We start from the raw sequence: 23,018 nt of genomic DNA, 5'->3' as shown, positions 1-23,018 counted from the left end.
GTTCTTTAAATCACTTATCAAGAAAGGCAGAGGGATTTGGCCCTGTGAAGCCTTGGCAACCCAAGCAAGTTACTCACTTGTTTGAAGGTGCCAACTCCATTCTACAGCATTGTAGAAAGAGATAAGTCAGAGTTAAGTTTGATTACAAATTGCTAGGTACCAGCAATTTTACATATTTCAAGCCCATCTGACGACAAATCGGATGGGCTTTTTTATTGTTTGTAATCAAGCAAAAGCTTTTGAAAATTCTTTTTAAGTGTTGCAAAGAATATTTTTTAACAACTTTCAATTCAAATAAGCGATTTAAAAAACGACTCCGTTGAATTGGGCTAAAAACTATTTACAATGAGCAACTTACGTTTCGAAACATTACAGTTACACGCAGGTCAGCAGCCAGACCCAACTACCAATTCTCGTGCTGTACCTATTTACCAAACCACATCTTATGTGTTTAACGATGCTGCACATGCTGCCAACTTATTTGGTTTAAAAGCATTTGGCAACATTTACACAAGATTAATGAACCCAACCACCGATGTATTCGAGCAACGCATTGCTGCTTTAGAAGGTGGTGTAGCGGCAGTAGCTACTAGTAGTGGGCAAGCCGCACAGTTTTTAGCACTCAACAATATTTTACAGACAGGCGACAATTTTGTGTCTACCTCTTATTTATATGGCGGTACTTACAACCAATTTAAGGTCGCCTTTAAGCGTTTAGGCATCGATGTTCGCTTTGCAACTGGTGATGATGTTGCAAGTTTTGAAGCATTGATAGATGACAATACCAAAGCCATTTATTTAGAAACCATTGGCAACCCAAGATTGAACATTCCTGACTTTGAAGCCTTTGCTACGTTAGCAAAAAAATACGATATACCATTAGTGGTGGATAATACTTTTGGTGCAGGTGGTTACTTATTTAAACCATTGCAACATGGTGCCAATATTGTGGTAGAAAGCGCTACAAAATGGATTGGTGGTCACGGTACAAGTGTAGGTGGCGTGGTGATTGATGGTGGTAATTACAATTGGGGTAACGGAAAATTCCCGCAGTTTTCGCAACCAAGCGAGGGCTACCATGGGCTTGTTTTCTCTGATATTTTTGGGGTTAACAATCCTTTAGGTTTACCAAATATTGCTTTTGCCATTAGAGCAAGAGTAGAAGGCTTACGAGATTTTGGACCATCACAAAGCCCTTTCAACGCATTTTTATTGACACAAGGTTTAGAAACCCTAAGCCTACGTGTAGAGCGCCACGTACAAAACGCCTTGGCACTAGCACAATGGCTAGAGCAGCACGAAGCCGTTGAGTTTGTATTATTCCCAGGCTTGCCAAGTAATGCCTACCACGAGCTAGCTAAAAAATATTTAAAAAATGGTTTTGGTGGTGTATTGCAAGTAGGCTTAAAAGGCGGCAAAGCCAACGCAGAAAAATTCATTGATAGCTTACAATTAATTAGCCACTTGGCCAACGTAGGTGATGCTAAAACATTGGCTATTCATCCTGCATCTACCACACACGAGCAATTGAGTGAGGCAGAACAATTGGCTGCTGGTGTAGCACCAAATCAGGTGCGTATAAGTGTAGGCATAGAACATATAGAAGATATTAAAGCTGATATTCAGCAAGCATTTGATAAGGTTTTTGCATAGTATAAAAATAGGTGTGTGACCAGCGAATGAATATCGATTAAACTTCGTTGCGTCGCACACTTGTACGTTTAGATACTTTGCGCAGCAGATTACAATTAGGCAAGAGATTACTTACATGACAGAGATTTTTAAACACCAACAACCATTTACCCTTGAGAGTGGCAAAGTATTGCCAGAACTGCATTTAGCATACAACACGTTTGGCACTTTAAACGCTGCTGGCAATAATGTGGTGTGGGTGTTTCATGCCCTTACAGGCAATAGCAACCCACTTGAATGGTGGCATGGTTTAGTAGGTGAAGGCTGTTTATTTACACCAGAAAAATATTTTATTGTATGTGTAAATATGCCTGGCAGCCACTACGGTAGCATCAATGCATTAAGTACAAATCCTGCAACTGGCACACCTTATTATCACACGTTTCCTTGGTTTACTACAAGAGATATGATTAGGGCTTACCAGTTTTTGAAACAATCGCTTGGCATCAATAAAATTCACATAGGACTTGGCGGTTCTATGGGCGGGCAACAATTACTTGAGTGGGCAATTGAAGAACCAAACTTGTTTGAAAACATTGTACCTATTGCTACTAATGCGTTTCATTCTGCTTGGGGCATTGCATTTAATGCTTCGCAGCGCATGTGTATAGAGCACGACCCAACTTGGAAAGAAGACAATCATGAAGCAGGTATACATGGTATGAAAGCAGCAAGAAGCATCGCCTTATTATCATACAGAAACCACGATACATATGGGGTAAAACAAATGGGCTTTACGCAAAGCACAGCCAACTTACCAGTAGATGAGCAAGTGTTTAATGCAGAAAGTTATCAGCGCTACCAAGGTGAAAAATTGGCACTTCGCTTTAATGCATTTAGCTATTATGCACTAAGCAAAGCCATGGATAGCCACAATATAGGCAGAGGCAGAGGTTCTGTAGAAGCAGCACTAGCAAGCATTACAGCCAAAGCATTGGTGATAGGCGTAAGTACTGACATTTTGTTTCCTGTGAGCGAACAAGCGTTTTTAGCACAGCATATACCAAACGCAACTTTCGCTGCTATTGACTCTTTATATGGTCATGATGGCTTTTTGTTAGAGTTTGAGCAGATAGAAAAACTGTTACGTCTGAACCTGGATTTGGGATGATTAGAAGGATTTTGTAGAACGCTTTACGAAGTCTCTGACTTCGTAAAGGCTATGTAAAGAGTCTGAGACTCTAAAGAACATATAACATGCGAAGTCAGAGACTTCGCATAGCAATACAACAAAATAATACGCTTAGATAAAAGCTAAATATAGAGACAACCGATGCAGTGTGCGACGCAACAACAGCTATATAGCATTACAACAGTTGGTCAACAAAAAAAGAAAAATTAAAGCTGTAAGAGGTCGTTGACTTCGAGAGGCAATCATTATATCATTACAATCTTTTAAATCATAAATAGATAATGGATACGCATAAGCAATTGAATATTGGGCTGTTTGGCTTTGGTGTGGTGGGTGAAGGTTTGTACAAAGTATTGCAGCAAACACCATCGCTAAAAGCCAGCATCGTAAAGGTTTGTATTAAAAATCCGGGTAAAAAAAGAGACGCACCTGCTGAACTTTTTACCACCGAAAAAGACGACTTACTAAACGATACAAACATCAATGTGATTGTAGAAGTAATTGATGATTCTGCAGCGGCTTTTGTGATTGTAAAAACGGCTTTACTGAATGGTAAGCATGTGGTAAGCGCTAGCAAAAAAATGTTGGCTGAACATTTGCCAGAAATATTAGAGCTACAAAAACAAACAGGTTTATCGGTACTGTACGAAGCGGCTGCTTGCGCATCGATACCTGTGATACGTAACCTAGAAGAATATTACGACAACGACTTATTGCACGCAATAAAAGCGATTGTAAATGGCTCTACCAACTTCATATTGACAAGAATGTTTGAAGATAAATTGAGCTTTGCAGATGCGTTGATTTTGGCGCAGCAATTGGGCTTTGCAGAAAGTAATCCTAAGCTTGATGTGGAAGGTTTTGATGCGGTAAATAAATGGAGCATTTTATTAAACCATGCCTATGGTATTGTTGAACATCCTGACAATTTATTATTTAATGGTATTCAGAATATACAACTAAGCGATGCCTTGGTAGCTAAGGAAAAAAACTTTGAAGTGAAGCTAGTAGCGCAAGCTAAAAAGTTAAAAAATGGCAAAGTAGCTGCGTTTGTATTACCACAGTTTGTTAAGCAAGATGACCCACTATCGTTTGTGAAAAATGAATACAATGGTGCAGTTATAGAAAGTGGTTTTGCCGATAAGCAATTCTTTTATGGTAAAGGTGCAGGTAGCTTTCCTACAGCATCGGCAGTACTAAGCGACTTAAGTGCTTTACGCTACAACTATCGTTATGAATACAAAAAATTGTACCATCACCAGCCACACCAATTGAGCAGCGAATACTTTGTAAAAGTGTATGTAAGCTTTGATGATTGGAAATTTATTCCTCGTGAAAAATTTGAGTGGATAGAAGAGTGGCACGCTGATGCTGAACGTAAATATTTGGTAGCTGTCATTAATATCAACTACTTACAAGAAGCAACTTGGTGGAAAGAAAACAACACTTCTTTGATACTAATGCCAGACCCGATAATTGAGGATATGGATATTATAAAATTGAAGAAAAGAAGTCTTGAATTGGCAGGAATAATTTAGTTTTTTCACCACATAGGCACAAAGCCACAATAGAATACAATACCTATGTGCCTATGGACCTATGTGGTGCATTTATTTTATCTAAAACTCTTTTGCGAGGTTAATGGTGAGCGCAAATTTCTGTAGCCCATCATATCTACTTTTACTGAGCCTACTGCAATTGGGCTTTCTATTCTTAGTGGTACATGGTTCGCATCGTCACTTACCCAAACCGTCATTTTTTCGCCGCCTTCAAAAATAGTTCCCTTTACTAGCAAGGGTTTAAACTTAATGGCATCAAACTTACCGTACTTGGTTTTAATGGTTTCTTTGCCCAAATATTTGATGTAAAGATTATACACCTCATTATCTAAAAACATTGAGAAAGGTATTTTGTCATCTACCTTATACTTGCTAAAATCTATGTTTCTAGCATAGTAAATAGAGCTTAAAACATCTTGCACACAATTAGGCACTTTGTATAAACCCTTAGTAGTTACAGCTGTATTTTCCTTGTTGTTAAACGTAATGTTTTCGTAGGTTTTGTAACCACCTTCATCCACATTTCTTACAAATTTTTGAGGCTGTAGCGTTGCTGTATCTATGTAGCTTTCGTATTTGTCACGTACTTTAAAAATCCAATCGTAGCTAGTATTACTGCTACCGGTACCTATTACATGATACACAGGTTTATTGTTTAGCTGCTCTACATTAGCCGTAAAACTTGCGCTACCTGCATTAATGTAAATGCCTATTACGCTGTAAAATACAATGTAGTCAATACGTTCATCATCGTGAAAAGCCGTGTTGCGAATACTACCGCAAAACTCGTTGCTTGGTGTAGGTGCTTGCCAAGCTAAGGCAGTTAATAAAAACAATGAGCTAATAATTTTCTTCATACTACATCCTATTTTCTAAATATTCTAATGCCTAATATAAGCAAACTACCTGCCAATGCAGGCACAATTAAATTAATTAACCAGATACCTGATACAGCAGCAATGATGCCAATTGTGTTACTACTGAATAATCCAAACAATGCAATACTCACCTGACCACGTACACCTAACTCAGCCAAAGCAATACTTGGTACTACCGCCATCACCATTAGCTGCACGCATACCAAACTGCTAATCATCCACCAACTAATATCTACCTGAAACAATTGAAACAATAGCAAGTATTGCACCATGTATACAACGTATCTAATAAAAGAAAGGAACAGAATATTTGTTAATTGTTTGTTATGAAGGTCTTCGAGCTTTTGAATAAAAAAACGATACTTATTTACCAATGGAATTTTCTCAACTAATTTGGTAATCCATGATAAATTGTAAAAACAAACTAACTGCACCATTACTGTAAGACTTACCGCATACACCAGCCAATTAATCCAAAACGTACTGAGCGAAAAGGCAGTTTGCAATTTGCTTGTAATGCTTGCATATACTAATAATAATCCCAGCAGCCCCATTACAAATGTGACGATGATTTGTGCGAAACTACCCACAGCCGATAATGACAAAGCCCTAAGCCTATTGCCATCGTTGAGGTACACAATTCTACCCACAAACTCACCTACCCTATTGGGTGTACTAGATGCTAATGCTTGACCACTAAAAATAGCCCTAAAGCTGCGCCAATAACTTAATGGTTGAATGGCTTGCATTAACACCTGCCATTTTTTGGCTTCAAGCCCCCAATTACAAAACATCAATGCAAATGCTAGATACAAGCGCCACCGTGAGCTACCTTTTAATGCTGCCACAATGGTTTGCCAAGATTGCTGTAAGCCTTTCTGTTGCTGTATTTGACGATAGATAGACCAGCTAAGCCACACAAACAATATTGGCCCTACAACATAGCTGATAAATATTTTAAACGTCTGCTTCAGAAAAATGCTTTTAAGTAGTTACAAAGAAACGTGTAAAATTGATGAAATAGACATAATATGATAGCGAATAACTAATTTCACCGCTTTAATTAACCGCATTTTAATATACCATATGCAGCAGCCAAGCAATATTATTTTAGGCATCGATCCAGGTTCTACCATTATGGGCTATGCATTAATTAAGGTAAATAATGGGCAGCCACAAGTATTGCTAATGGATGTGCTAAAATTGGCTAGCTATAAGGATATTTATGAGCGATTGGAGAAAATTCATACCAAGGTGTGCGAACTCATTCGCTTGTATCGCCCCACAACATTTGCCATTGAAGCGCCATTTTTTGGAAAAAATGTACAAAGTATGCTTAAGCTTGGTAGGGCACAAGGCGTGGCTATTGCTGCAGCCATGCAAGCGGGTATTTTGGTTACAGAATATAGCCCTAAAAAAGTAAAACAATCTATTACTGGCAATGGTAATGCCGATAAAGACCAAGTATGGAAAATGCTGCAACGTACTTTAAACATTGCTGAACAACCACAATATTTTGATGCTACCGATGCTTTGGCCGTAGCATTGTGCCATTATTACCAGCAATCATCACCTTTAGCTGCTGCCACTAGCAAAGGCTTTAAAGGTTGGGACGATTTTATAGCCAAGAACGAAGCTAGGGTGAAGAAATAATCTTTCTTTCGCCTACGGCAAATACAAATCGCCAATTTACCATCCCACATTCACCTTTTGCTATTGATTACCCTATCGTAGTCTTGTCTCAGCATCAAGTTAAAGTCGTTTGCACCAAAATTGAAGTCACGCTTTTTAAAGTTGAAATTGCCCTTATCAAAGTTGCGATTGTTCATCTTAAATTTAATGTTGCTCGCCATAAAGTTGAAATTGCTCGCTATAAAGTTAAGATTACTCGCACCAAAGTTGAAGTTGCTCGCCGCCGAGGCATAGTAACTTTTTGCCGAGCCATTGTAAATAGATGATATAAATCAATTGGGTATTAAAAATAGAACGCCTCTACAGATAAATTAATCTGTAAAGGCGAAACATAAGTATCATTTTTTTATTTACTAGGCTCTGTTAACCACCACACATTACCAAAAGCATCTTTAAATCCAGCACTTTTGCCGTACTCTCTTTCAGCAATGTCTTGCAAAGAAGTTGCGCCATTGGCTAGCCCTTTTTGATACAAATCTTCTACATTATCTATAAATAAAAACATGCTACAAGGAAAAGGCAAATAATCTTCTGTGGCATCGCAAAACATAATGCAACCTTTGCCAATGGTAAATTCTGCATGCATAATTCCACCTCCTTGTCTTGGCACTATTAATTGCTCTTCGGCATTAAAAACGGCCTTAATAAAGCTGATAAAATCGTAAGCTTTAGGTACAATGAGATAAGGCATGATGGGCAAATAATGTGCAGGTGCTTCCATGGTAGTTTGATTTGATAACTGAAAGCTACAAAAAAGCCCTGATAAATCTTACAACTTATCAGGGCTTTAATAGATTCTTCGTTCCTCAGAATGACAGTTACACCTACAACAATCCTTTCACCGCAACTATCACTTTATCTAAATTACTTGCATCTTGGCCACCAGCTGTTGCCAAAGTTTTTTGGCCGCCACCACCACCTTTAATAATTGGTGTGATGTGTTCTTTTATCACTTTTGGTGCTTCTATACCTTTTGCAACTAACGCTTCTGATATTGCAATAGCTACCGATGCTTTACCACCAATATTGGCTGCTAAAACCACGGCCCCCCCACCCCCCAAAAGGGGATTCAAAGAAGCAAGTACATCACTTGCCAATTTTTTTAAGTTGTCAGCATTTGAAATTTCTATTACTTGTCCAATAAATACATTATCGCCAATATTTTCAACTTGGGTTAACAATTCAGCTTTTATAGCAACTAATTGTTTCGCTTCAAGGCTTTCTATTTTCTTTTTCAGCTCTTTATTATCAGCCACCGAATTTTCAATCACACGTAGCAATTCTTTCGGATTATTGAACAAACCTTTAATGGCTTCTATGGTACTAAATGCTTCTTCAATGTGTGCAGCCGCAGCTTTACCGCTTACTGCCTCTATCCTACGAACACCAGCAGCTACAGCGCTTTCACTTTTAATTTTAAAATAACCAAGCTCACCTGTATAGCCTACATGCGTACCACCGCACAACTCAATTGAATAATTTGGATCCATCACTACCACACGCACCACATCACCATATTTTTCGCCAAACAATGCCATTGCACCTAAAGCCACTGCCTCATCTTTGCTCATTTCTTTAATTACCACAGGCACGTTTTCACGTATTTTTTGGTTTACAATCGCTTCTACTTTAGCTATTTCTTCGTTGGTTACTTTGCTAAAATGTGAGAAGTCAAAACGTAATTGCTCATCATTTACCAAACTACCTTTCTGCGCCACATGTGTACCCAATACTTGGCGCAAAGCAGCATGCAGCAAGTGTGTAGCCGAGTGATTGGAAGACGTGTCTTGACGTTTGCTAGTATCAACCGTAGCTATTACCTCAGCAGTCATATCAATGTCTACTGGTAAAACTTCGGTAAAATGAATAATCAAATTGTTTTCCTTCTTCGTGTCAATAATTATTAATTGTTCATTATTAATTATTAATTGTCCTTTATCACCAACTTGCCCACCACTTTCAGCGTAAAACGGTGTTTCTGCTAATACAATTTGATAGCCTTCTTTGCCTTTGGCTTTTACTTTACGGTATTTTACCACCTGCGTTTTGGTTTCAAGGCTATCATAACCCACAAAGCTTGAAGCAACATCGTTAACCGTTACCCAATCTTCTGTATCTACCACAGATGCAGCACGAGAACGATTTTTTTGTTGTTGCATTTCGGCATTGAAACCTTGTTCGTCAACTTCCAAACCATTTTCTGATGCAATCAATTTTGTCAAATCAAAAGGAAATCCATAGGTATCAAACAACTCAAAAATAGCTTTACCTCGAATAATTTTTCTTTCCCTTATTCTTCTTTCTATTCTCTTATTACTTCTATTTTCTTGTTCTTCTTTGGGAAAAATTTTTACCCCCATTTCTACTACTTCATTATCATCTTTTAAAGCCCAGCCAATTGAGTTTTCGCCTAAATCTAACCCAAGTATATATTCATCAATTCGCTTTAACCCCTTTTCCAAAGTCCTCAAAAACCCCTCTTCTTCTTCCTTCGTAACCTTACTTACAAAATCTAACTGTGCATGTAATTCAGGAAATACATGTTCAAATTGCTTTGCTAGTAATGGCATTAATTGAAACAACAATGGTTGCTTGTAATCTAAATAAGAATAGTAGTAACGCACTGCACGGCGTAAAATTCTACGTATCACATAGCCTGCACCATTGTTACTTGGCAATTGCCCGTCTGCAATGGTAAATGCAATGGTACGTATATGGTCTGCAATTACACGGTATGCAATAGCCGTCTTCGAGTCGGGTAGGCATTGTGCGTATGCCAAATCCCCCCTTTGGGGGGCTGGGGGGGCTGTTACTATTCGTTCAATTTCTGCAATAGTTCCTGTAAATACATCGGTATCGTAGTTGCTTTGTTTGCCTTGAATGACACGTACCAAGCGTTCAAAGCCCATACCTGTATCTACATGCTTAGCTGGTAAAGGTTGTAGGCTGCCGTCTTTTAAACGGTTGTACTGCATAAATACATTGTTCCAAATCTCAATTACTTGTGGGTGATCTTTATTTACCAAATCACGCCCTTTTACCAATGCTCTTTCAGCATCGCTACGCATATCTACATGTATCTCGCTACATGGGCCACATGGGCCAGTATCACCCATTTCCCAGAAATTATCTTTTTTATTACCATAAACAATATGCTCTTCTGACACCAGTTTTTTCCACTCACGTAATGCAATATCGCTTGGTGGCAAACCTTCTTTCTCGTCACCTTCAAACACAGTTACATACAACCTGCTTTTATCTAGTTTGTACACTTCAGTTAATAATTCCCAGCTCCAAGCAATAGCTTCTGCTTTAAAATAATCACCAAAACTCCAGTTACCAAGCATCTCAAACATGGTGTGGTGGTAGGTATCTACACCCACTTCTTCAAGGTCGTTGTGCTTACCACTTACACGCAAGCATTTTTGTGTATCGGCCACACGAGGAAACTCAGGCACACGATTACCCAAAAAATAATCTTTAAACTGGTTCATACCTGCATTGGTAAACAATAAGGTAGGATCGTTTTTAATAACAATAGGCGCAGAAGGCACAATTTGATGCCCTTTAGACCTGAAAAAATCTAAAAACTGTTGGCGTATTTCACCAGAAGTAGGAAAGCTTTTTTGCGATTCTGTTGGCACTATTTGCTGGTCAGTAGACATGGGTTTGAGAAATATTTTTATAAGATGATTAACTGTTGATAAAAATTATCTTTGTTTGCTTTAAAGGGCGGTAAAGGTAAGTTGTCTGAACCATGATTTATTCGATTTTTAGGATTAGCGTGATACATGTGCATACAGTATTAATATCCTAAACATCCCATAAATCCTACAAAACCTAGTTCAGACAGAAAAACATAAGAAGCATGACAAAGATTAAATACTACTTTAACACACATACGCTACGCTACGAGAAGTTTGAAGTGCCTTTGCGTGTAAAATTACTACGTGTATTTGCCTTTATTGCTACGGCATTGGTAACAGCATTTATTATAGTAAGCATCGCTTACAAATATTTTCCTTCGGCAAACGAAAGATTATTACAAGAACAGAACGCCAATTTAAAAGATGATTATGCCGTTTTGCAAGACAGAATTAAACAGCTAGAATTACAAATGGATGAGCTTGAGAATAGAGACAACAATGTGTATCGCTCTATTTTTGAAGCCACACCAATACCTGATAGCGCCAGAATTACTGAAATGGAGAAAACCAAAGAGGTAATTTTAATAGAAAAACTCAGCGAAAATGATTTGATAAAAAGTATGGGTTCGCAGTTAAACAACCTGTCGTTGCGCACCGCTTTTATGAAAAAAAGTTATAAAGAGATTGACAATATGGTGAAGAATAAAGAAAAATTATTAGCCGCAATACCTGCTATACAACCAGTAAGCAATAAAAATTTAACACGTATTGCCAGTGGCTTTGGCTACCGTGTAGATCCTGTGTATAAAGTAACCAAGTTTCATGCAGGGCTTGATTTTACTGCACCACAAGGCACACCTATTTATGCTACTGCTGATGGCACGGTAAAAGAAGCTGGCTTTAATAGCGGTGGCTATGGTAATGAAGTGGTGATAAACCATGGTTATGGCTACGAAACGGTTTATGGCCACATGGTACGTGTAAAAGCAAAGTCGGGACAAACTGTAAAACGTGGCGAAACGATTGGTTACGTAGGTAGTACGGGTAAAAGTACAGGCCCACATTGCCATTATGAGGTACATAAAAATGGTAAACCAATTGATCCTGTATATTATTTCTACAACGATATTAGCCCAGCACAGTTTGACAGATTATTAAAACTTGCCAGCAGTAGTAACCAAAGTTTTGATTAGCAGCATTTTTCTCGCAGATTGCGCAGATTTGCACTGATAATCAAATTAATTTCAAACATTCTGTGCGGTTATCTGTAATAATGCCTGATAATAGGAATTCTAATTAGGTAAAACTAATGATATTGGAACCAGAAGTAGCCGCTTTTTTAAAACGCATATTAACCACCATTGGTATTGTATTGTTTTGGCTTGGTATCAACTCTACCGCAGGTATTATGTTTGGTTATGCCTTTGTTGAAGATGGTATTAAACTTGGTAATATCTTTTTTTATATTTGGTTAGTTGTAAGTTTCCCAATTGTTTTTTTATGGCTAAAGAAAATGTGGAGTGAACGCATTGAGTTTGATAGATAAATATTGAAAAGCATTATAAACAAAAAACCATCTGCCAAAAGACAGATGGTTTTTTTATTCACCAAGTTTGTAATACAGTATTAAGCTTGTTCTGCACCTTCTACCAGTACAGTTGCTTTATTGTTTAGCATTTCTACAAAACCACCACTAATGGTGTAATACTCAAAAGTAGTTTTGTCTTTTAGAATTTTTATTTTGCCTTGCTTTAAGGCGCTTACTATAGGTGCGTGTTTATCTAAAATTTCAAATAAACCTTCCTCGCCTGGTAACTGAATACCATAAACGCTGCCGCTGTACAATTTTTTTACTGGTGTTAATATTTCTAAAGTCATACCCCTAGCCCCTAAAGGGGAATTTTAGCCCCATCCCTAAAGGGGGCATATTTATAATTATTTTAAAGCTACTAGGGATAGCTTCCTAATTCCCCTTTAGGGGTTAGGGTTTTATTTTGCCATCATTTTTTTACCTTTTTCAATAGCATCTTCTAATGTACCTACAAGGTTAAATGCTGCTTCAGGATACTCATCTACTTCACCATCCATAATAGCGTTAAAGCCTCTAATGGTATCTTCGATGCTTACAAATACACCTTTTAAACCAGTGAACTGCTCAGCAACGTGGAAAGGTTGAGACAAGAAACGTTGTACACGACGTGCACGAGATACTGTTAATTTATCTTCGTCACTTAACTCATCCATACCAAGGATAGCGATGATATCTTGTAACTCTTTATAGCGTTGTAAAATTAATTTTACACGGTTAGCACAATCATAGTGTTGATCACCAACTACCGCAGGCGTTAAGATTCTAGAAGTAGAATCTAGTGGATCTACCGCAGGATAAATACCTAAATCCGCAATTTTACGGCTTAATACTGTAGTAGCATCAAGGTGAGCGAAAGTTGTTGCAGGCGCTGGATCGGTTAAGTCATCCGCAGGTACATAAACCGCTTGTACAGAAGTAATAGAACCATTTTTAGTAGATGTAATACGCTCTTGCATTAAACCCATTTCAGTAGCCAAAGTTGGTTGGTAACCTACCGCTGAAGGCATACGACCTAGCAACGCAGATACCTCAGAACCAGCTTGCGTGAAACGGAAAATGTTATCAACGAAGAATAAGATATCCTTACCTTTTCCTGTACCATCACCATCACGGAAATATTCGGCTACAGTTAAACCAGACAATGCCACACGAGCACGTGCACCTGGCGGTTCGTTCATTTGACCAAATACGAAAGTTGCTTTAGATTCTTTCAAACCTTCCATATCAACTTTACTTAAATCCCAGCCACCTTCTTCCATGCTGTGCTTAAATGCATCACCATAGTTCATAATACCTGCTTCAATCATCTCACGCAACAAGTCATTACCCTCACGTGTTCTTTCGCCAACACCAGCAAATACCGATAAACCACCGTGGCCTTTAGCAATATTATTAATCAATTCTTGAATCAATACGGTTTTACCCACACCAGCACCACCAAATAAACCAATTTTACCACCTTTTGCGTATGGCTCAATTAGGTCAATTACTTTAATACCTGTGTACAGAATTTCTGTTGCAGTACTTAAATCTTCAAATTTTGGGGGCTTGTTGTGAATAGCACGACCACCTTCTTTACTTAACTGTGGCAAACCATCAATAGCATCGCCAGTAACATTAAATAAACGACCATTAATACCAGGCCCTACAGGCATAGCAATTGGTTTACCTGTATCAGTTACAGCCATACCACGCACTAAACCATCCGTTCCTTCCATCGCAATGGTACGTACACTGTCTTCACCAAGGTGTTGTTGCACTTCTAACACCAATTTGCTGCCATCTTCTTTGGTTAATTCCAAAGCGTTATAAATATCGGGCAATGCATTGTCGTTTGCAAAATGCACATCCACTACCGCACCAATAATTTGTTTGATTTTACCTACCGACGCCATAATATAGTAAGGTTTTTAAATTGGGTGCAAATGTAAGGGTATGAGGTTAAAAAGCCAATACCAATAATGAGTAATTTTTTGTAAGCTGGCTTTTGTACTACTATTTAGCTGTTGTTGCGTACTACCGATAGCTATCGGTATGTGCATTTTTATCTATATTCAGCTTTTATCAAAGCGTAGTTTTAGCCCACAAAAAAGCCGAAACATCAAGTTTCGGCTCCTAAACATATTCTATAATACCTATTTACGGCATTATAATCATAGATTTTGGTGTAATATCTACCAATTCTAAAGCAAAAGTTAAGTCTTTACCAGCCAAAGGGTGGTTAGCATCTAACACAACCACATCTTCTTTTACTTCCACAATAGTTACAGGAAATTGCTGACCTTCATTGTTGCTCATGCTTAATTGCATACCAACTTCAGGTATCATATCTGGTGGAAACTGTGTTCTAGGAAAATCTAAAATCATTTCTTCTTGCACCGCACCATAAGCTTGGTCAGCAGGAATAGTTACAGTTCTTTTTTCGCCAACAGCCATACCAGTTACGCCTTCATCAAAGCCAGGTATTACCATACCGCTACCTACTTCAAACTCAAGTGGTTCGCGACCTGTAGAAGAATCGAAAATAGAACCGTCGCTTAATGTACCATGATAATGCACTTTTACAGTATCACCTTTTTTTACTTGTGCCATTTGTATTTTTTAAATGTATAAAATAATTTCTGAGGGAACACATTGAAGCATTAATGGTTCATTCAAAAAACGAAAGTACAGCCCAATGCTTCTCATCACAACTAATTTATTTAATTTCCAACTTTTAAAACCATCATATGAGGTATTTTGCCACCGTTATCTGCACCCTATTTTTAGCTTCTATTCTATTGGCGCAGCCCAAGAAAATTACTAATAAAACTAGTGCTAAGGCTATTTTGCCAGCGGCCAATGCTATGCACGAATATTTACCATTACTAAAAGGTAAGCGTGTAGGCATTTTTGCCAATCATACTGCAACGGTAGGCAATACACATTTAGTAGATACGTTGCAAAAACTTGGCATTACCATTACCAAAGCATTTGGCCCAGAACATGGTTTTAGAGGTACAGCCGATGCAGGACAAAAAGTAGACAACTACACAGATTCTGCTACTGGCATTCCTGTCATCTCATTATATGGCAAAAAGCGCAAGCCCACGGCACTAGACCTTGCAGATGTAGATGTAATGTTGTTTGATATTCAAGATGTGGGCACACGTTTTTATACCTTCATTTCTTCGCTACAAGAATTTATAGAAAGCGCTATTGAGTTTAATAAGCCATTAATTATTTTAGACAGACCAAACCCTAATGGTTTTTATGTAGATGGTCCTGTGCTTGATTCTAGTTATAAAAGTTTTGTAGGTATGCAACCTGTACCTACTGTGTACGGCATGACGATAGGTGAATATGCCAAAATGCTAATAGGCGAGCAAATGCTAGATTGGAAATACATTCGCAAGCAAGACCATATTAACTCTTTAGGTGAAATACTTGGCTTTGAAAAAGAGCGAGATAATTTTAAGCTAACAGTTATTACTTGTAAAAATTACACCCACAAAAGCAAGTATATTTTACCTGTAAAACCTTCGCCCAATTTACCAGATATGGCCAGTATTTATTGGTATGCCAGCACTTGCTTGTTTGAAGGCACAATACTTAGTGAAGGCAGAGGCACAGAACATCCGTTTTGCATATTTGGCCACCCAAGCTTGCCCGATACATTATTTAGTTTTACACCTATGCCTACAGGAGGTGCAAGTAGCCCCAAATTGAATGGCAGTAAATGCTACGGCTGGAATTTGCACAGTACTAATGAGCAAGTATTGCACCAAGTGAACAATCAAATTCAGTTGAAGTATGTACTAGAAGCTTATCGCTTATTTCCTACAAAAGACAGTTTCTTTTTACAACCAAAAAGTAAAAAACCTACAGATTATTTCTTTAACAAACTTGCAGGCAATAGTGAGCTAATGGCACAAATTATAGCCGGCAAAACAGAAGCTGAGATTCGTAAAAGCTGGCAACCTAAGCTTCAAGCCTTCAAGAAAATTAGAAAGAAGTATTTGCTGTATGAGGACTTTGAGTAGCAAATAGTCAATGGTCAATAGTCAATGGTCGAAAGCGAATTTTCACATTTCACTATTCACGTTTCACATTTAACATTCACTCAAGCTAATAGGTATATGTATAGCCAAGCCACCATCTGAGGTTTCTTTGTATTTACTGTTCATATCTAATGCGGTATCCCACATGGTTCTAATTACTTTGTCTAGACTTACTCTTGCGTAGTCTGGCATGCTTTGTAGTGCTAGTTGCGAGGCCGTGATGGCTTTAATTGCCCCCATGGTATTGCGCTCTATACAAGGCACTTGTACAAGGCCACCAATAGGATCGCAGGTTAAACCTAAATGATGTTCCATGGCAATTTCTGCTGCCATTAAAGCTTGCTTTTGTGTACCACCAAGGCTCTCGGTTAATGCAGCCGCAGCCATAGCAGATGATACACCAATTTCAGCCTGACAACCACCCATGGCTGCCGAAATTGTAGCCCCTTTTTTAAAGATGCTTCCAACTTCAGATGCAGTGAGTAAAAACTTGATAATTTTTTCTTCACTATTACCATCACAAAAGGCAATAAAATACAACAATACAGCTGGTATTACACCTGCAGCACCGTTAGTTGGTGCAGTAACTACTCTACCAAAACTGGCATTTTCTTCATTTACCGCTAGGGCAAAACAGCTTACCCAATCCAATACGTTTTTAAAATTTTGACCACTCTTTTTAATAATCAACAACCAGTCATTGTAATCAGAATAATCACCTAAATCAGCGGTTAATTTTTTATTCAATGCATAAGCTCTACGTTGTACTTGCAAGCCACCGGGCAGTTCGCCTTGTGTATGACAACCTCTATAAATACAATCTCGCATGGTGTGCCATATTTGCAAAACACCATTTTTTGTTTCGCTCTCGCTACGCCAAGTATGTTCATTTTCCATTACTACCTCATTAATACTCATACCTGTTTTCATGCACCAATGCAGTAAATCTTCTGATGTATTTATAGGAAAAGGTAAGTCTACACTTTGTTTGCTATTAGCTGCTTCGCCTTCCATTACCACAAAACCACCACCAATTGAGTAATATGTTTGGCTAAATTGATGACCGTTTGTAAGGGTTATTAAAGACGTCATACCATTTGGGTGAAATGGTAAAGCTTCATTGAATAAGAACTGAACATGAATACTTGGATCAAATGGAATCATTACCTCGCCACCAAGTAACAATTGCTTAGAAGCGTTGATATGATTGAGTTTTGGCGTAATGCTGTTCACATCTATCGTTACAGGATCTTCATTGCACAAACCTAAAATAGTAGCTACATCTGTACCATGACCTTTACCAGTTTTAGCTAACGAACCGTATAATAGTACCGAAATGCTTGCAACTGCATTCAGCCTATATTCAGCTTTTATACTTTCTACACAACGCATGGCAGCCCGCCATGGACCAAGTGTGTGCGAACTACTAGGCCCAACGCCTATTTTAAACATATCAAATACAGAAATGGCTTCGTGTGGCATGGTGTGTAAGTTACTAGTTGCAAGTTACAAGTTGGCGAGTTTGTTTTGAAGTAGACTACCTGAAATAAAAACAGCCAACCCAAAAATGGATTGGCTGTACACAACAACCTAAACAAACAACACAACCTAATTTTTCAACTTACCCTTGTAAGTATTTTTAAACCGATCAAATCTTGGTAACGATACGCCTTGTATATATCTATTATCTGGATTTTTCTGAACAAATTTTTGATGATATTCTTCTGCCCTGTAAAATGCATTTAGTGCGGTTACTTCTGTTACAATAGGCTTTTTAAACATGCCAGACTTGTTGTATTGTGCAATAGCATTTGCGGCCATTACTTTTTCTGCAGCTGTTAGGTAAAATATTACTGAGCGATAAGATGAACCTCTATCAGGCCCTTGCTGGTCTTTGGTAGTAGGGTCATGCGATGTAAAAAATACATCTAATAACTGATTGTAACTAATCACTTTGGGGTCGTAATATATCAATGCGGCCTCAGCATGGCCAGTCGTTTCAGTACATACTTCTTCGTAAGTAGGGTTTACTGTGTGACCACCAGCATAGCCTGCCACTGCGCTATCAATACCAGGCACTGCATCAAAAATATGGGGTGAACACCAAAAGCAACCTTCTGCAAAAGCCGCTATTGCTTTGCCTTTGGGCGCTGTTAAATTTACCTTGTATACACCTTGTGCTTTGGCGCAACTATTTTGCCCTAACACCACTAAACCCAAAGCCATAAAAGCCATTGAGCGCATTAATTGTTTCATAATTTATTTTTACTTGTAACTACCTACCATTTACAATTTACAAACGGCGGCTTTAATTGTTTGATATACATACGAGAACTAGTGGCTTTACTTACAAAACAAAATCACAAAATTTTCTTAACACACTAGCTACTACAATTTGCAAGTTTATATTTGAGTAATAGCACCGATTATCACATGAAATCATTACCATTTGCCATCGCTTCACTATTGTTTATACAAAGTTTTTGCCAAAAAAATAGCTCATCAATACCACAACTACTTTCTAAAAAGCTATTCCAGCAACTCTTTCCACACCACGATACCATTTACAGTTATAAGAACTTTATTGCTGCCGCAAATAGTTTTCCAGCATTTGCTAATGAAGGTACAACATTGCAAAACCAGCAAGAACTAGCGGCTTTTTTTGCAAATATTGCCCACGAAACTACCAATGGCTGGCAAGGTGCAAAAGGTGGTCCTTATGCTTGGGGCTTGGTATTTAAAGAAGAACAGGCCTGTGTAAATAAGCCCTGCCCTGTGTATAATATTGGCGGCACTAGTAAATACACACCTGTGGCTGGTAAAAATTATTTTGGCCGTGGGCCAATGCAACTGTCGTATGCTTACAACTACGGCCTTGCTGGTGATGAACTACAATTGCCACTATTACAACAGCCTGAACTTGTAGCTAGCAATGGTGTGGTGGCTTTTAAAACAGCACTTTGGTTTTGGATGAAAGCGCAAAAACCTAAGCCTAGTTGCCACGATGTAATGTGTGGTAAATGGCAAGCCAATGCAGTAGATAGTTTACAAAAAAGAGTACCCGGTTTTGGCATGACGATTTTAATAATTAACGGTGGCCTTGAATGTAACACTGCCGATAAAGCCTTTATTGACAATAGAAACGAACGCATTGGCTTTTACAAGCATTTTGCAAAGCTACTAGGCATAACTACAGATGCAAATTGTGATTGCAAAGGCATGGGTGTTTATTAGGTTGTTTCACACAAAGCACACTTAAGAATACGAAGGAAACAAAGAGATTTATGAAGTTATTCTATTAACCCTATCTTGATAAAGCATATAAGACTTGATGTACTTTGTTTCTTTACATGAAATCATTTCATTGCCAGAAATACCATTACTGTTTATCAATAGCCACAATACAAGCCACAATATTTCTATCGCCTGTTGGTGTTTCAAAACCAATAGTACCATTACTAGCACTAGCAAATTGAACGCCTTTTACCGATAATCTTTTTACGGCTGCATTTACAGCATTGTCAAAGCCGTTGGCTTTATTAGCATTTACCGCAGTGTTTAATTCAAATACATTTAAAGGCTCTTTACTAAATACAACCGCCATAAAATCTTGATTGCCTACATTATCTGCCTGCATACTCATACCACGAGGAAATAAACGAAAGCCCGTAATACCACAGTAAGGCGAAAACTTAGTTTTAGTAGCATCGTCTTTAGATGGATAAGGAAACAATACATAGCTACTGCCATCAGTTTCTTTACCCAAAACATATACATAGCAAGCGCTATTGTTTTTCACTTCTATTTTAAAGGTTGTGCCTTTGGCAATAGGTTGTGTGGTTTTAAAAATATTGCCATCAGCCAATTGTAATGGTATATAGCGTTTAGTTGTAGCTTCTACAAGGCCAATATTGCAGGCTAAATTTTGTACATCGGCAGCACCTTTTTTGGGTGCAGAATTTATGCCATAAGCCTCACGAACAAAGCGTTTAAAGTCGCTATACTTTACATACGCTACACCATTATTACCCCATTCTTTGCCCCAGCTATTCATTATTTCAAATGCGCCACCTTCTTTTCTATCGTCGTAGCCTATTACACACATAGCATGGCCACCAAAACCCATCATTGTGTAATCATCATCAGTAGGATGCCAAATATCCTTACCTGCCATATCTTGCATAAAACTACCACCTACCATCATACCTATTACTACAGGTACATCTTTGGCCAAGTGTTCTTTTATTGCGTGAATATTAATGCCGTTGGTACTTTCGGTAGTTGTAAGCCTTGTAAAACCTTGCATCCTAAAGTCAGATGCTTCTTGCAAAAGTTGACCATTCGGCTGCCTATCACAATCTCTATCATCATAAGGAAAATCGTTAAATGGTACCGCACCCACTTTGGTCATTGTTTCCATGGCACGAATAATATAACTGCCTTGACAACCATCTAACTTAATTTGATTGTACAAAAACGATGGACTAAAAGCTAGTTTATTTGGATTTTCACCGGTACTAGCTGCTTCAAGTACTGTTCTTGCACCATAAGCGCTGCTCCATGCTACACAGCTACCTTGCTGCCCTTGGTTTAATCTATTTGGGGCAAATTTTAATAGCGATATGTATTCGGGTAAATCGGTTTTACTCTCATCCAAACCTTCATAAACTTCTGCTTTATCAAACTGTTTAGGGTCTAGCACACCACCAGTAGCTAATTGCGATTGGTTAGTATTATTGGATAAATTACCAATACCTTTGCAGCCGCCTTTAAAATAAAACACACCTCCTACGGCTAAAAGTACCAGCAATAATATTGGCTTACGAATAAGTAATCCGATAATCATAGGTAAAAACTGAAATAGCATATTGCCGCCACTGCCTCTATTACCACCACCGCCATTATTATCGTTACTATTATCTTCTTGATCGTTCGGATCATCCACCATTCTTATCGGCATACCATCAAATTTTATTGGCACAATATAGAAGCAAAATAGTTTTAAATTTTTTTGGCTAGTAATTCTATGGCTTCTATATTTGCACTCCCAAAAACAAACGGAGCGTTGGTCAAGGGGTTAAGACACCTCCCTTTCACGGAGGAATCACGGGTTCGATTCCCGTACGCTCTACAAAATCACTTTCAAAAGAAACCAAAAGCCTGTAAAACGTAGTGTTTACAGGCTTTTTTGTTTGGTGGCTATGCCAAAAAGTTCATTTAATCTTATTCTTTCAGTGACCTATTCAGTGACCTGTCGTTTTCTACAAAAAACAGGTCATTGAAAAACGCTGAAACACTTGTATAGCAAGCTGTTCAGCATTTGAACATCTTGTTTACAGGTGCGGTAAAGAATACTTTTATCAACTTTTTAAAACGGTCACCACACCATGAACAAAACCTTCAATCTGCTTTTCTTAGTTAAGAAAGCCAAAGCAATCGCCAATGGCACAGCCCCAATTTACTTACGCATTACCATTGATGGCAAACAAACAGACATAGCAGCTAAGCGTTACATACTACCTGAAAAATGGAATGGCCAAACACAAAAAGTAGTTGGTAATACTGAAGAAGTAAAAGCCCTGAATACTTACTTAAAAACCTTGGAACAGCAAGTGTACGATGCACAGCATGAAATGTTAAAAGACAAACAATTAGTGACTGCTGAAACCTTGAAAGCAAAACTAACTGGCAAGGATAAAAGAGAACTAATGCTGGTGCCAATATTCCAGGACCACAATCACAAAATGAAAGCTTTAATAGGCAACGAATTTACACGCAACACCTTACGTAGATACGAAACCACTTTAAAGCATACCATTGATTTTCTAAAATGGAAATACAAGATTTCAGATATTGAAATCAAAGCCATTGATAACAGCTTTGTCAATGAGTTTGAATTTTACTTACGCAGTGTACGGAATATCCAGAATAATTCAGCAGTAAAATATGTTCGCAACAGCTTTGGTAAAATAATCCGTACCTGTATTGCAAATGGCTGGTTAGATAAAGACCCTTTTATCAATTACACATCAAAAGTTAGGGAAGTTAACAGGGTATATCTTACAGAAGATGAATTGAACAGGCTTGCAGCTAAGGAATTTAAAAATGAAAGGCTCAATCAGGTTAGGGATATTTTCGTATTTAGTTGCTACACTGGTTTAGCATACATAGATGTTCAAAAATTAACCCCATCTCATATTTCTATTGGTATTGATGGCGAAAAATGGATTTTCACGTTCCGTCAAAAAACAGATACCCGTACTCATATTCCATTGCTGCCAACTGCACTAAACATAATCGATAAGTACAAGCTACATCCAACTTGTGTTGTTAAAGGTTGCTTATTACCAGTTCTAAGCAATCAAAAAATGAATGCCTATTTAAAGGAAATTTCTGCAATCTGCGGTATCAATAAAGAATTGACTTACCACATAGCTCGCCATACTTTTGCTACTACTGTTACTTTATCTAATGGAGTTCCTATAGAAACAGTAAGTAAAATGCTTGGTCATAGCAATTTAAAACAAACACAGCATTATGCTAAAATTTTAGATAGAAAGGTGAGTGATGATATGAAAAGTTTGCGTATAAAATTTACAAATTCTGATAATATCGTACTAAACTCAAAAACAGGCACATAAATATCAATGTTTCCTTGCTATACTTTTAACCCAAAACCCATTCAATTCCCATCAAACCAATTCAAATTTTATTACTTAACGCTTTAATAATTTTAAAATCCACACAAAATGCAACATCTTGCAAAACCAAATCATCAGCTAGCAAT

20 protein-coding genes, 1 tRNA gene and 1 riboswitch are annotated in these 23,018 nt (G+C 38.0%); of the genes, 11 read left to right on the top strand and 10 right to left on the bottom strand.

The features are described from left to right. Window positions 1-11 precede the first annotated feature (11 nt). Window positions 12-128, top strand: a riboswitch (SAM riboswitch). A gap of 217 nt (window positions 129-345) precedes the next feature. From ACT9TX_RS01695 to ACT9TX_RS01685, 3 genes are all read left to right on the top strand, one after another. Next, window positions 346-1,653, top strand: coding sequence for an O-acetylhomoserine aminocarboxypropyltransferase/cysteine synthase family protein (locus tag ACT9TX_RS01695; protein WP_481336451.1), 1,308 nt, complete (start codon window positions 346-348; stop codon window positions 1,651-1,653). Between the two features lie 115 nt (window positions 1,654-1,768). Further along, window positions 1,769-2,803 (top strand): homoserine O-acetyltransferase family protein, encoded by a 1,035-nt coding sequence (locus ACT9TX_RS01690; RefSeq protein ID WP_481336449.1) that lies wholly within the window; start codon window positions 1,769-1,771, stop codon window positions 2,801-2,803. Window positions 2,804-3,105: 302 nt separating this feature from the next. Continuing rightward, on the top strand, window positions 3,106-4,362 hold the full coding sequence (locus tag ACT9TX_RS01685; RefSeq protein ID WP_481336447.1) for a homoserine dehydrogenase: 1,257 nt from the start codon (window positions 3,106-3,108) through the stop codon (window positions 4,360-4,362). Between the two features lie 77 nt (window positions 4,363-4,439). On the opposite strand, the gene ACT9TX_RS01680 is transcribed toward ACT9TX_RS01685, so the two are convergent. Both ACT9TX_RS01680 and ACT9TX_RS01675 read right to left on the bottom strand, forming a co-directional pair. After that, window positions 4,440-5,240, bottom strand: coding sequence for a DUF3108 domain-containing protein (locus tag ACT9TX_RS01680; RefSeq protein WP_481336445.1), 801 nt, complete (start codon window positions 5,238-5,240; stop codon window positions 4,440-4,442). Between the two features lie 8 nt (window positions 5,241-5,248). Continuing rightward, the gene (locus tag ACT9TX_RS01675; protein ID WP_481336443.1) at window positions 5,249-6,181 is read right to left on the bottom strand and encodes a lysylphosphatidylglycerol synthase domain-containing protein; all 933 of its coding nucleotides are present in this window, start codon (window positions 6,179-6,181) and stop codon (window positions 5,249-5,251) included. A gap of 166 nt (window positions 6,182-6,347) precedes the next feature. Between ACT9TX_RS01675 and ruvC the strand changes: the two genes are divergently transcribed. Further along, window positions 6,348-6,914 (top strand): crossover junction endodeoxyribonuclease RuvC, encoded by a 567-nt coding sequence (gene ruvC, locus ACT9TX_RS01670; protein WP_481336441.1) that lies wholly within the window; start codon window positions 6,348-6,350, stop codon window positions 6,912-6,914. Window positions 6,915-6,997: 83 nt separating this feature from the next. Continuing rightward, entirely contained in the window at window positions 6,998-7,219 is a 222-nt protein-coding gene (locus ACT9TX_RS01665; protein ID WP_481336439.1) for a hypothetical protein, read from the top strand. 80 nt (window positions 7,220-7,299) lie between these two features. On the opposite strand, the gene ACT9TX_RS01660 is transcribed toward ACT9TX_RS01665, so the two are convergent. Both ACT9TX_RS01660 and alaS read right to left on the bottom strand, forming a co-directional pair. Further along, the gene (locus ACT9TX_RS01660; protein WP_481336437.1) at window positions 7,300-7,674 is read right to left on the bottom strand and encodes a VOC family protein; all 375 of its coding nucleotides are present in this window, start codon (window positions 7,672-7,674) and stop codon (window positions 7,300-7,302) included. Window positions 7,675-7,777: 103 nt separating this feature from the next. Then, window positions 7,778-10,618, bottom strand: coding sequence for an alanine--tRNA ligase (alaS, locus tag ACT9TX_RS01655; protein ID WP_481336436.1), 2,841 nt, complete (start codon window positions 10,616-10,618; stop codon window positions 7,778-7,780). A 203-nt stretch (window positions 10,619-10,821) separates the two neighbouring features. Here alaS and ACT9TX_RS01650 point away from each other — a divergent pair, with 203 nt between their 5' ends. Both ACT9TX_RS01650 and ACT9TX_RS01645 read left to right on the top strand, forming a co-directional pair. Further along, complete coding sequence (locus tag ACT9TX_RS01650) at window positions 10,822-11,793, top strand: peptidoglycan DD-metalloendopeptidase family protein (protein ID WP_481336434.1); 972 nt, start codon at window positions 10,822-10,824, stop codon at window positions 11,791-11,793. Window positions 11,794-11,915: 122 nt separating this feature from the next. Further along, entirely contained in the window at window positions 11,916-12,146 is a 231-nt protein-coding gene (locus ACT9TX_RS01645) for a hypothetical protein (protein ID WP_481336432.1), read from the top strand. An 80-nt stretch (window positions 12,147-12,226) separates the two neighbouring features. Here the strand turns inward: ACT9TX_RS01645 and atpC are convergent, their stop codons facing one another. From atpC to ACT9TX_RS01630, 3 genes are all read right to left on the bottom strand, one after another. Further along, the gene (gene atpC / locus ACT9TX_RS01640) at window positions 12,227-12,478 is read right to left on the bottom strand and encodes an ATP synthase F1 subunit epsilon (protein WP_481336430.1); all 252 of its coding nucleotides are present in this window, start codon (window positions 12,476-12,478) and stop codon (window positions 12,227-12,229) included. Window positions 12,479-12,589: 111 nt separating this feature from the next. Then, window positions 12,590-14,086, bottom strand: coding sequence for a F0F1 ATP synthase subunit beta (gene atpD / locus ACT9TX_RS01635; RefSeq protein WP_481336428.1), 1,497 nt, complete (start codon window positions 14,084-14,086; stop codon window positions 12,590-12,592). A 244-nt stretch (window positions 14,087-14,330) separates the two neighbouring features. Further along, on the bottom strand, window positions 14,331-14,783 hold the full coding sequence (locus ACT9TX_RS01630) for an FKBP-type peptidyl-prolyl cis-trans isomerase (protein ID WP_481336426.1): 453 nt from the start codon (window positions 14,781-14,783) through the stop codon (window positions 14,331-14,333). A gap of 137 nt (window positions 14,784-14,920) precedes the next feature. Here ACT9TX_RS01630 and ACT9TX_RS01625 point away from each other — a divergent pair, with 137 nt between their 5' ends. After that, window positions 14,921-16,213, top strand: a complete 1,293-nt coding sequence (locus ACT9TX_RS01625; RefSeq protein WP_481336424.1) for an exo-beta-N-acetylmuramidase NamZ family protein — start codon at window positions 14,921-14,923, stop codon at window positions 16,211-16,213. Window positions 16,214-16,282: 69 nt separating this feature from the next. On the opposite strand, the gene ACT9TX_RS01620 is transcribed toward ACT9TX_RS01625, so the two are convergent. Further along, window positions 16,283-17,713, bottom strand: a complete 1,431-nt coding sequence (locus tag ACT9TX_RS01620; RefSeq protein ID WP_481336422.1) for an L-serine ammonia-lyase — start codon at window positions 17,711-17,713, stop codon at window positions 16,283-16,285. 126 nt (window positions 17,714-17,839) lie between these two features. Continuing rightward, on the bottom strand, window positions 17,840-18,487 hold the full coding sequence (gene msrA / locus ACT9TX_RS01615; RefSeq protein ID WP_481336420.1) for a peptide-methionine (S)-S-oxide reductase MsrA: 648 nt from the start codon (window positions 18,485-18,487) through the stop codon (window positions 17,840-17,842). A 177-nt stretch (window positions 18,488-18,664) separates the two neighbouring features. On the opposite strand from msrA, the gene ACT9TX_RS01610 reads away from it, so the two are divergent. After that, the gene (locus ACT9TX_RS01610) at window positions 18,665-19,465 is read left to right on the top strand and encodes a chitinase (protein WP_481336418.1); all 801 of its coding nucleotides are present in this window, start codon (window positions 18,665-18,667) and stop codon (window positions 19,463-19,465) included. A gap of 145 nt (window positions 19,466-19,610) precedes the next feature. Here the strand turns inward: ACT9TX_RS01610 and ACT9TX_RS01605 are convergent, their stop codons facing one another. Next, window positions 19,611-21,191 carry a C1 family peptidase gene (locus ACT9TX_RS01605; RefSeq protein ID WP_481336416.1) on the bottom strand — a complete coding sequence of 527 codons (1,581 nt, stop codon included), beginning with the start codon at window positions 21,189-21,191 and terminating at the stop codon, window positions 19,611-19,613. Between the two features lie 99 nt (window positions 21,192-21,290). Here ACT9TX_RS01605 and ACT9TX_RS01600 point away from each other — a divergent pair. Further along, window positions 21,291-21,362: transfer RNA gene (locus tag ACT9TX_RS01600), tRNA-Glu, on the top strand. Window positions 21,363-21,618: 256 nt separating this feature from the next. Further along, complete coding sequence (locus ACT9TX_RS01595; RefSeq protein WP_481336414.1) at window positions 21,619-22,872, top strand: site-specific integrase; 1,254 nt, start codon at window positions 21,619-21,621, stop codon at window positions 22,870-22,872. The last annotated feature ends 146 nt before the right edge of the window (window positions 22,873-23,018 follow it).

This window comes from Parasediminibacterium sp. HNIBRBA5674 (genome assembly GCF_056745525.1).
The sequence above is the reverse complement of the archived record's forward strand: the minus strand, read 5'-3'. Positions and strand labels throughout refer to the sequence as shown.

Coding starts and splice junctions, on each gene's coding strand:
- ACT9TX_RS01680 (WP_481336445.1), bottom strand. CDS start 5,240: ATGAAGAAAATTATTAGCTCATTGTTTTTATTAACTGCCTTAGCTTGG.
- ACT9TX_RS01595 (WP_481336414.1), top strand. CDS start 21,619: ATGAACAAAACCTTCAATCTGCTTTTCTTAGTTAAGAAAGCCAAAGCA.
- alaS (WP_481336436.1), bottom strand. CDS start 10,618: ATGTCTACTGACCAGCAAATAGTGCCAACAGAATCGCAAAAAAGCTTT.
- ACT9TX_RS01625 (WP_481336424.1), top strand. CDS start 14,921: ATGAGGTATTTTGCCACCGTTATCTGCACCCTATTTTTAGCTTCTATT.
- atpD (WP_481336428.1), bottom strand. CDS start 14,086: ATGGCGTCGGTAGGTAAAATCAAACAAATTATTGGTGCGGTAGTGGAT.
- ACT9TX_RS01660 (WP_481336437.1), bottom strand. CDS start 7,674: ATGGAAGCACCTGCACATTATTTGCCCATCATGCCTTATCTCATTGTA.
- ACT9TX_RS01610 (WP_481336418.1), top strand. CDS start 18,665: ATGAAATCATTACCATTTGCCATCGCTTCACTATTGTTTATACAAAGT.
- msrA (WP_481336420.1), bottom strand. CDS start 18,487: ATGAAACAATTAATGCGCTCAATGGCTTTTATGGCTTTGGGTTTAGTG.
- ACT9TX_RS01690 (WP_481336449.1), top strand. CDS start 1,769: ATGACAGAGATTTTTAAACACCAACAACCATTTACCCTTGAGAGTGGC.
- ruvC (WP_481336441.1), top strand. CDS start 6,348: ATGCAGCAGCCAAGCAATATTATTTTAGGCATCGATCCAGGTTCTACC.
- ACT9TX_RS01650 (WP_481336434.1), top strand. CDS start 10,822: ATGACAAAGATTAAATACTACTTTAACACACATACGCTACGCTACGAG.
- ACT9TX_RS01685 (WP_481336447.1), top strand. CDS start 3,106: ATGGATACGCATAAGCAATTGAATATTGGGCTGTTTGGCTTTGGTGTG.
- atpC (WP_481336430.1), bottom strand. CDS start 12,478: ATGACTTTAGAAATATTAACACCAGTAAAAAAATTGTACAGCGGCAGC.
- ACT9TX_RS01620 (WP_481336422.1), bottom strand. CDS start 17,713: ATGCCACACGAAGCCATTTCTGTATTTGATATGTTTAAAATAGGCGTT.
- ACT9TX_RS01630 (WP_481336426.1), bottom strand. CDS start 14,783: ATGGCACAAGTAAAAAAAGGTGATACTGTAAAAGTGCATTATCATGGT.
- ACT9TX_RS01695 (WP_481336451.1), top strand. CDS start 346: ATGAGCAACTTACGTTTCGAAACATTACAGTTACACGCAGGTCAGCAG.
- ACT9TX_RS01605 (WP_481336416.1), bottom strand. CDS start 21,191: ATGCCGATAAGAATGGTGGATGATCCGAACGATCAAGAAGATAATAGT.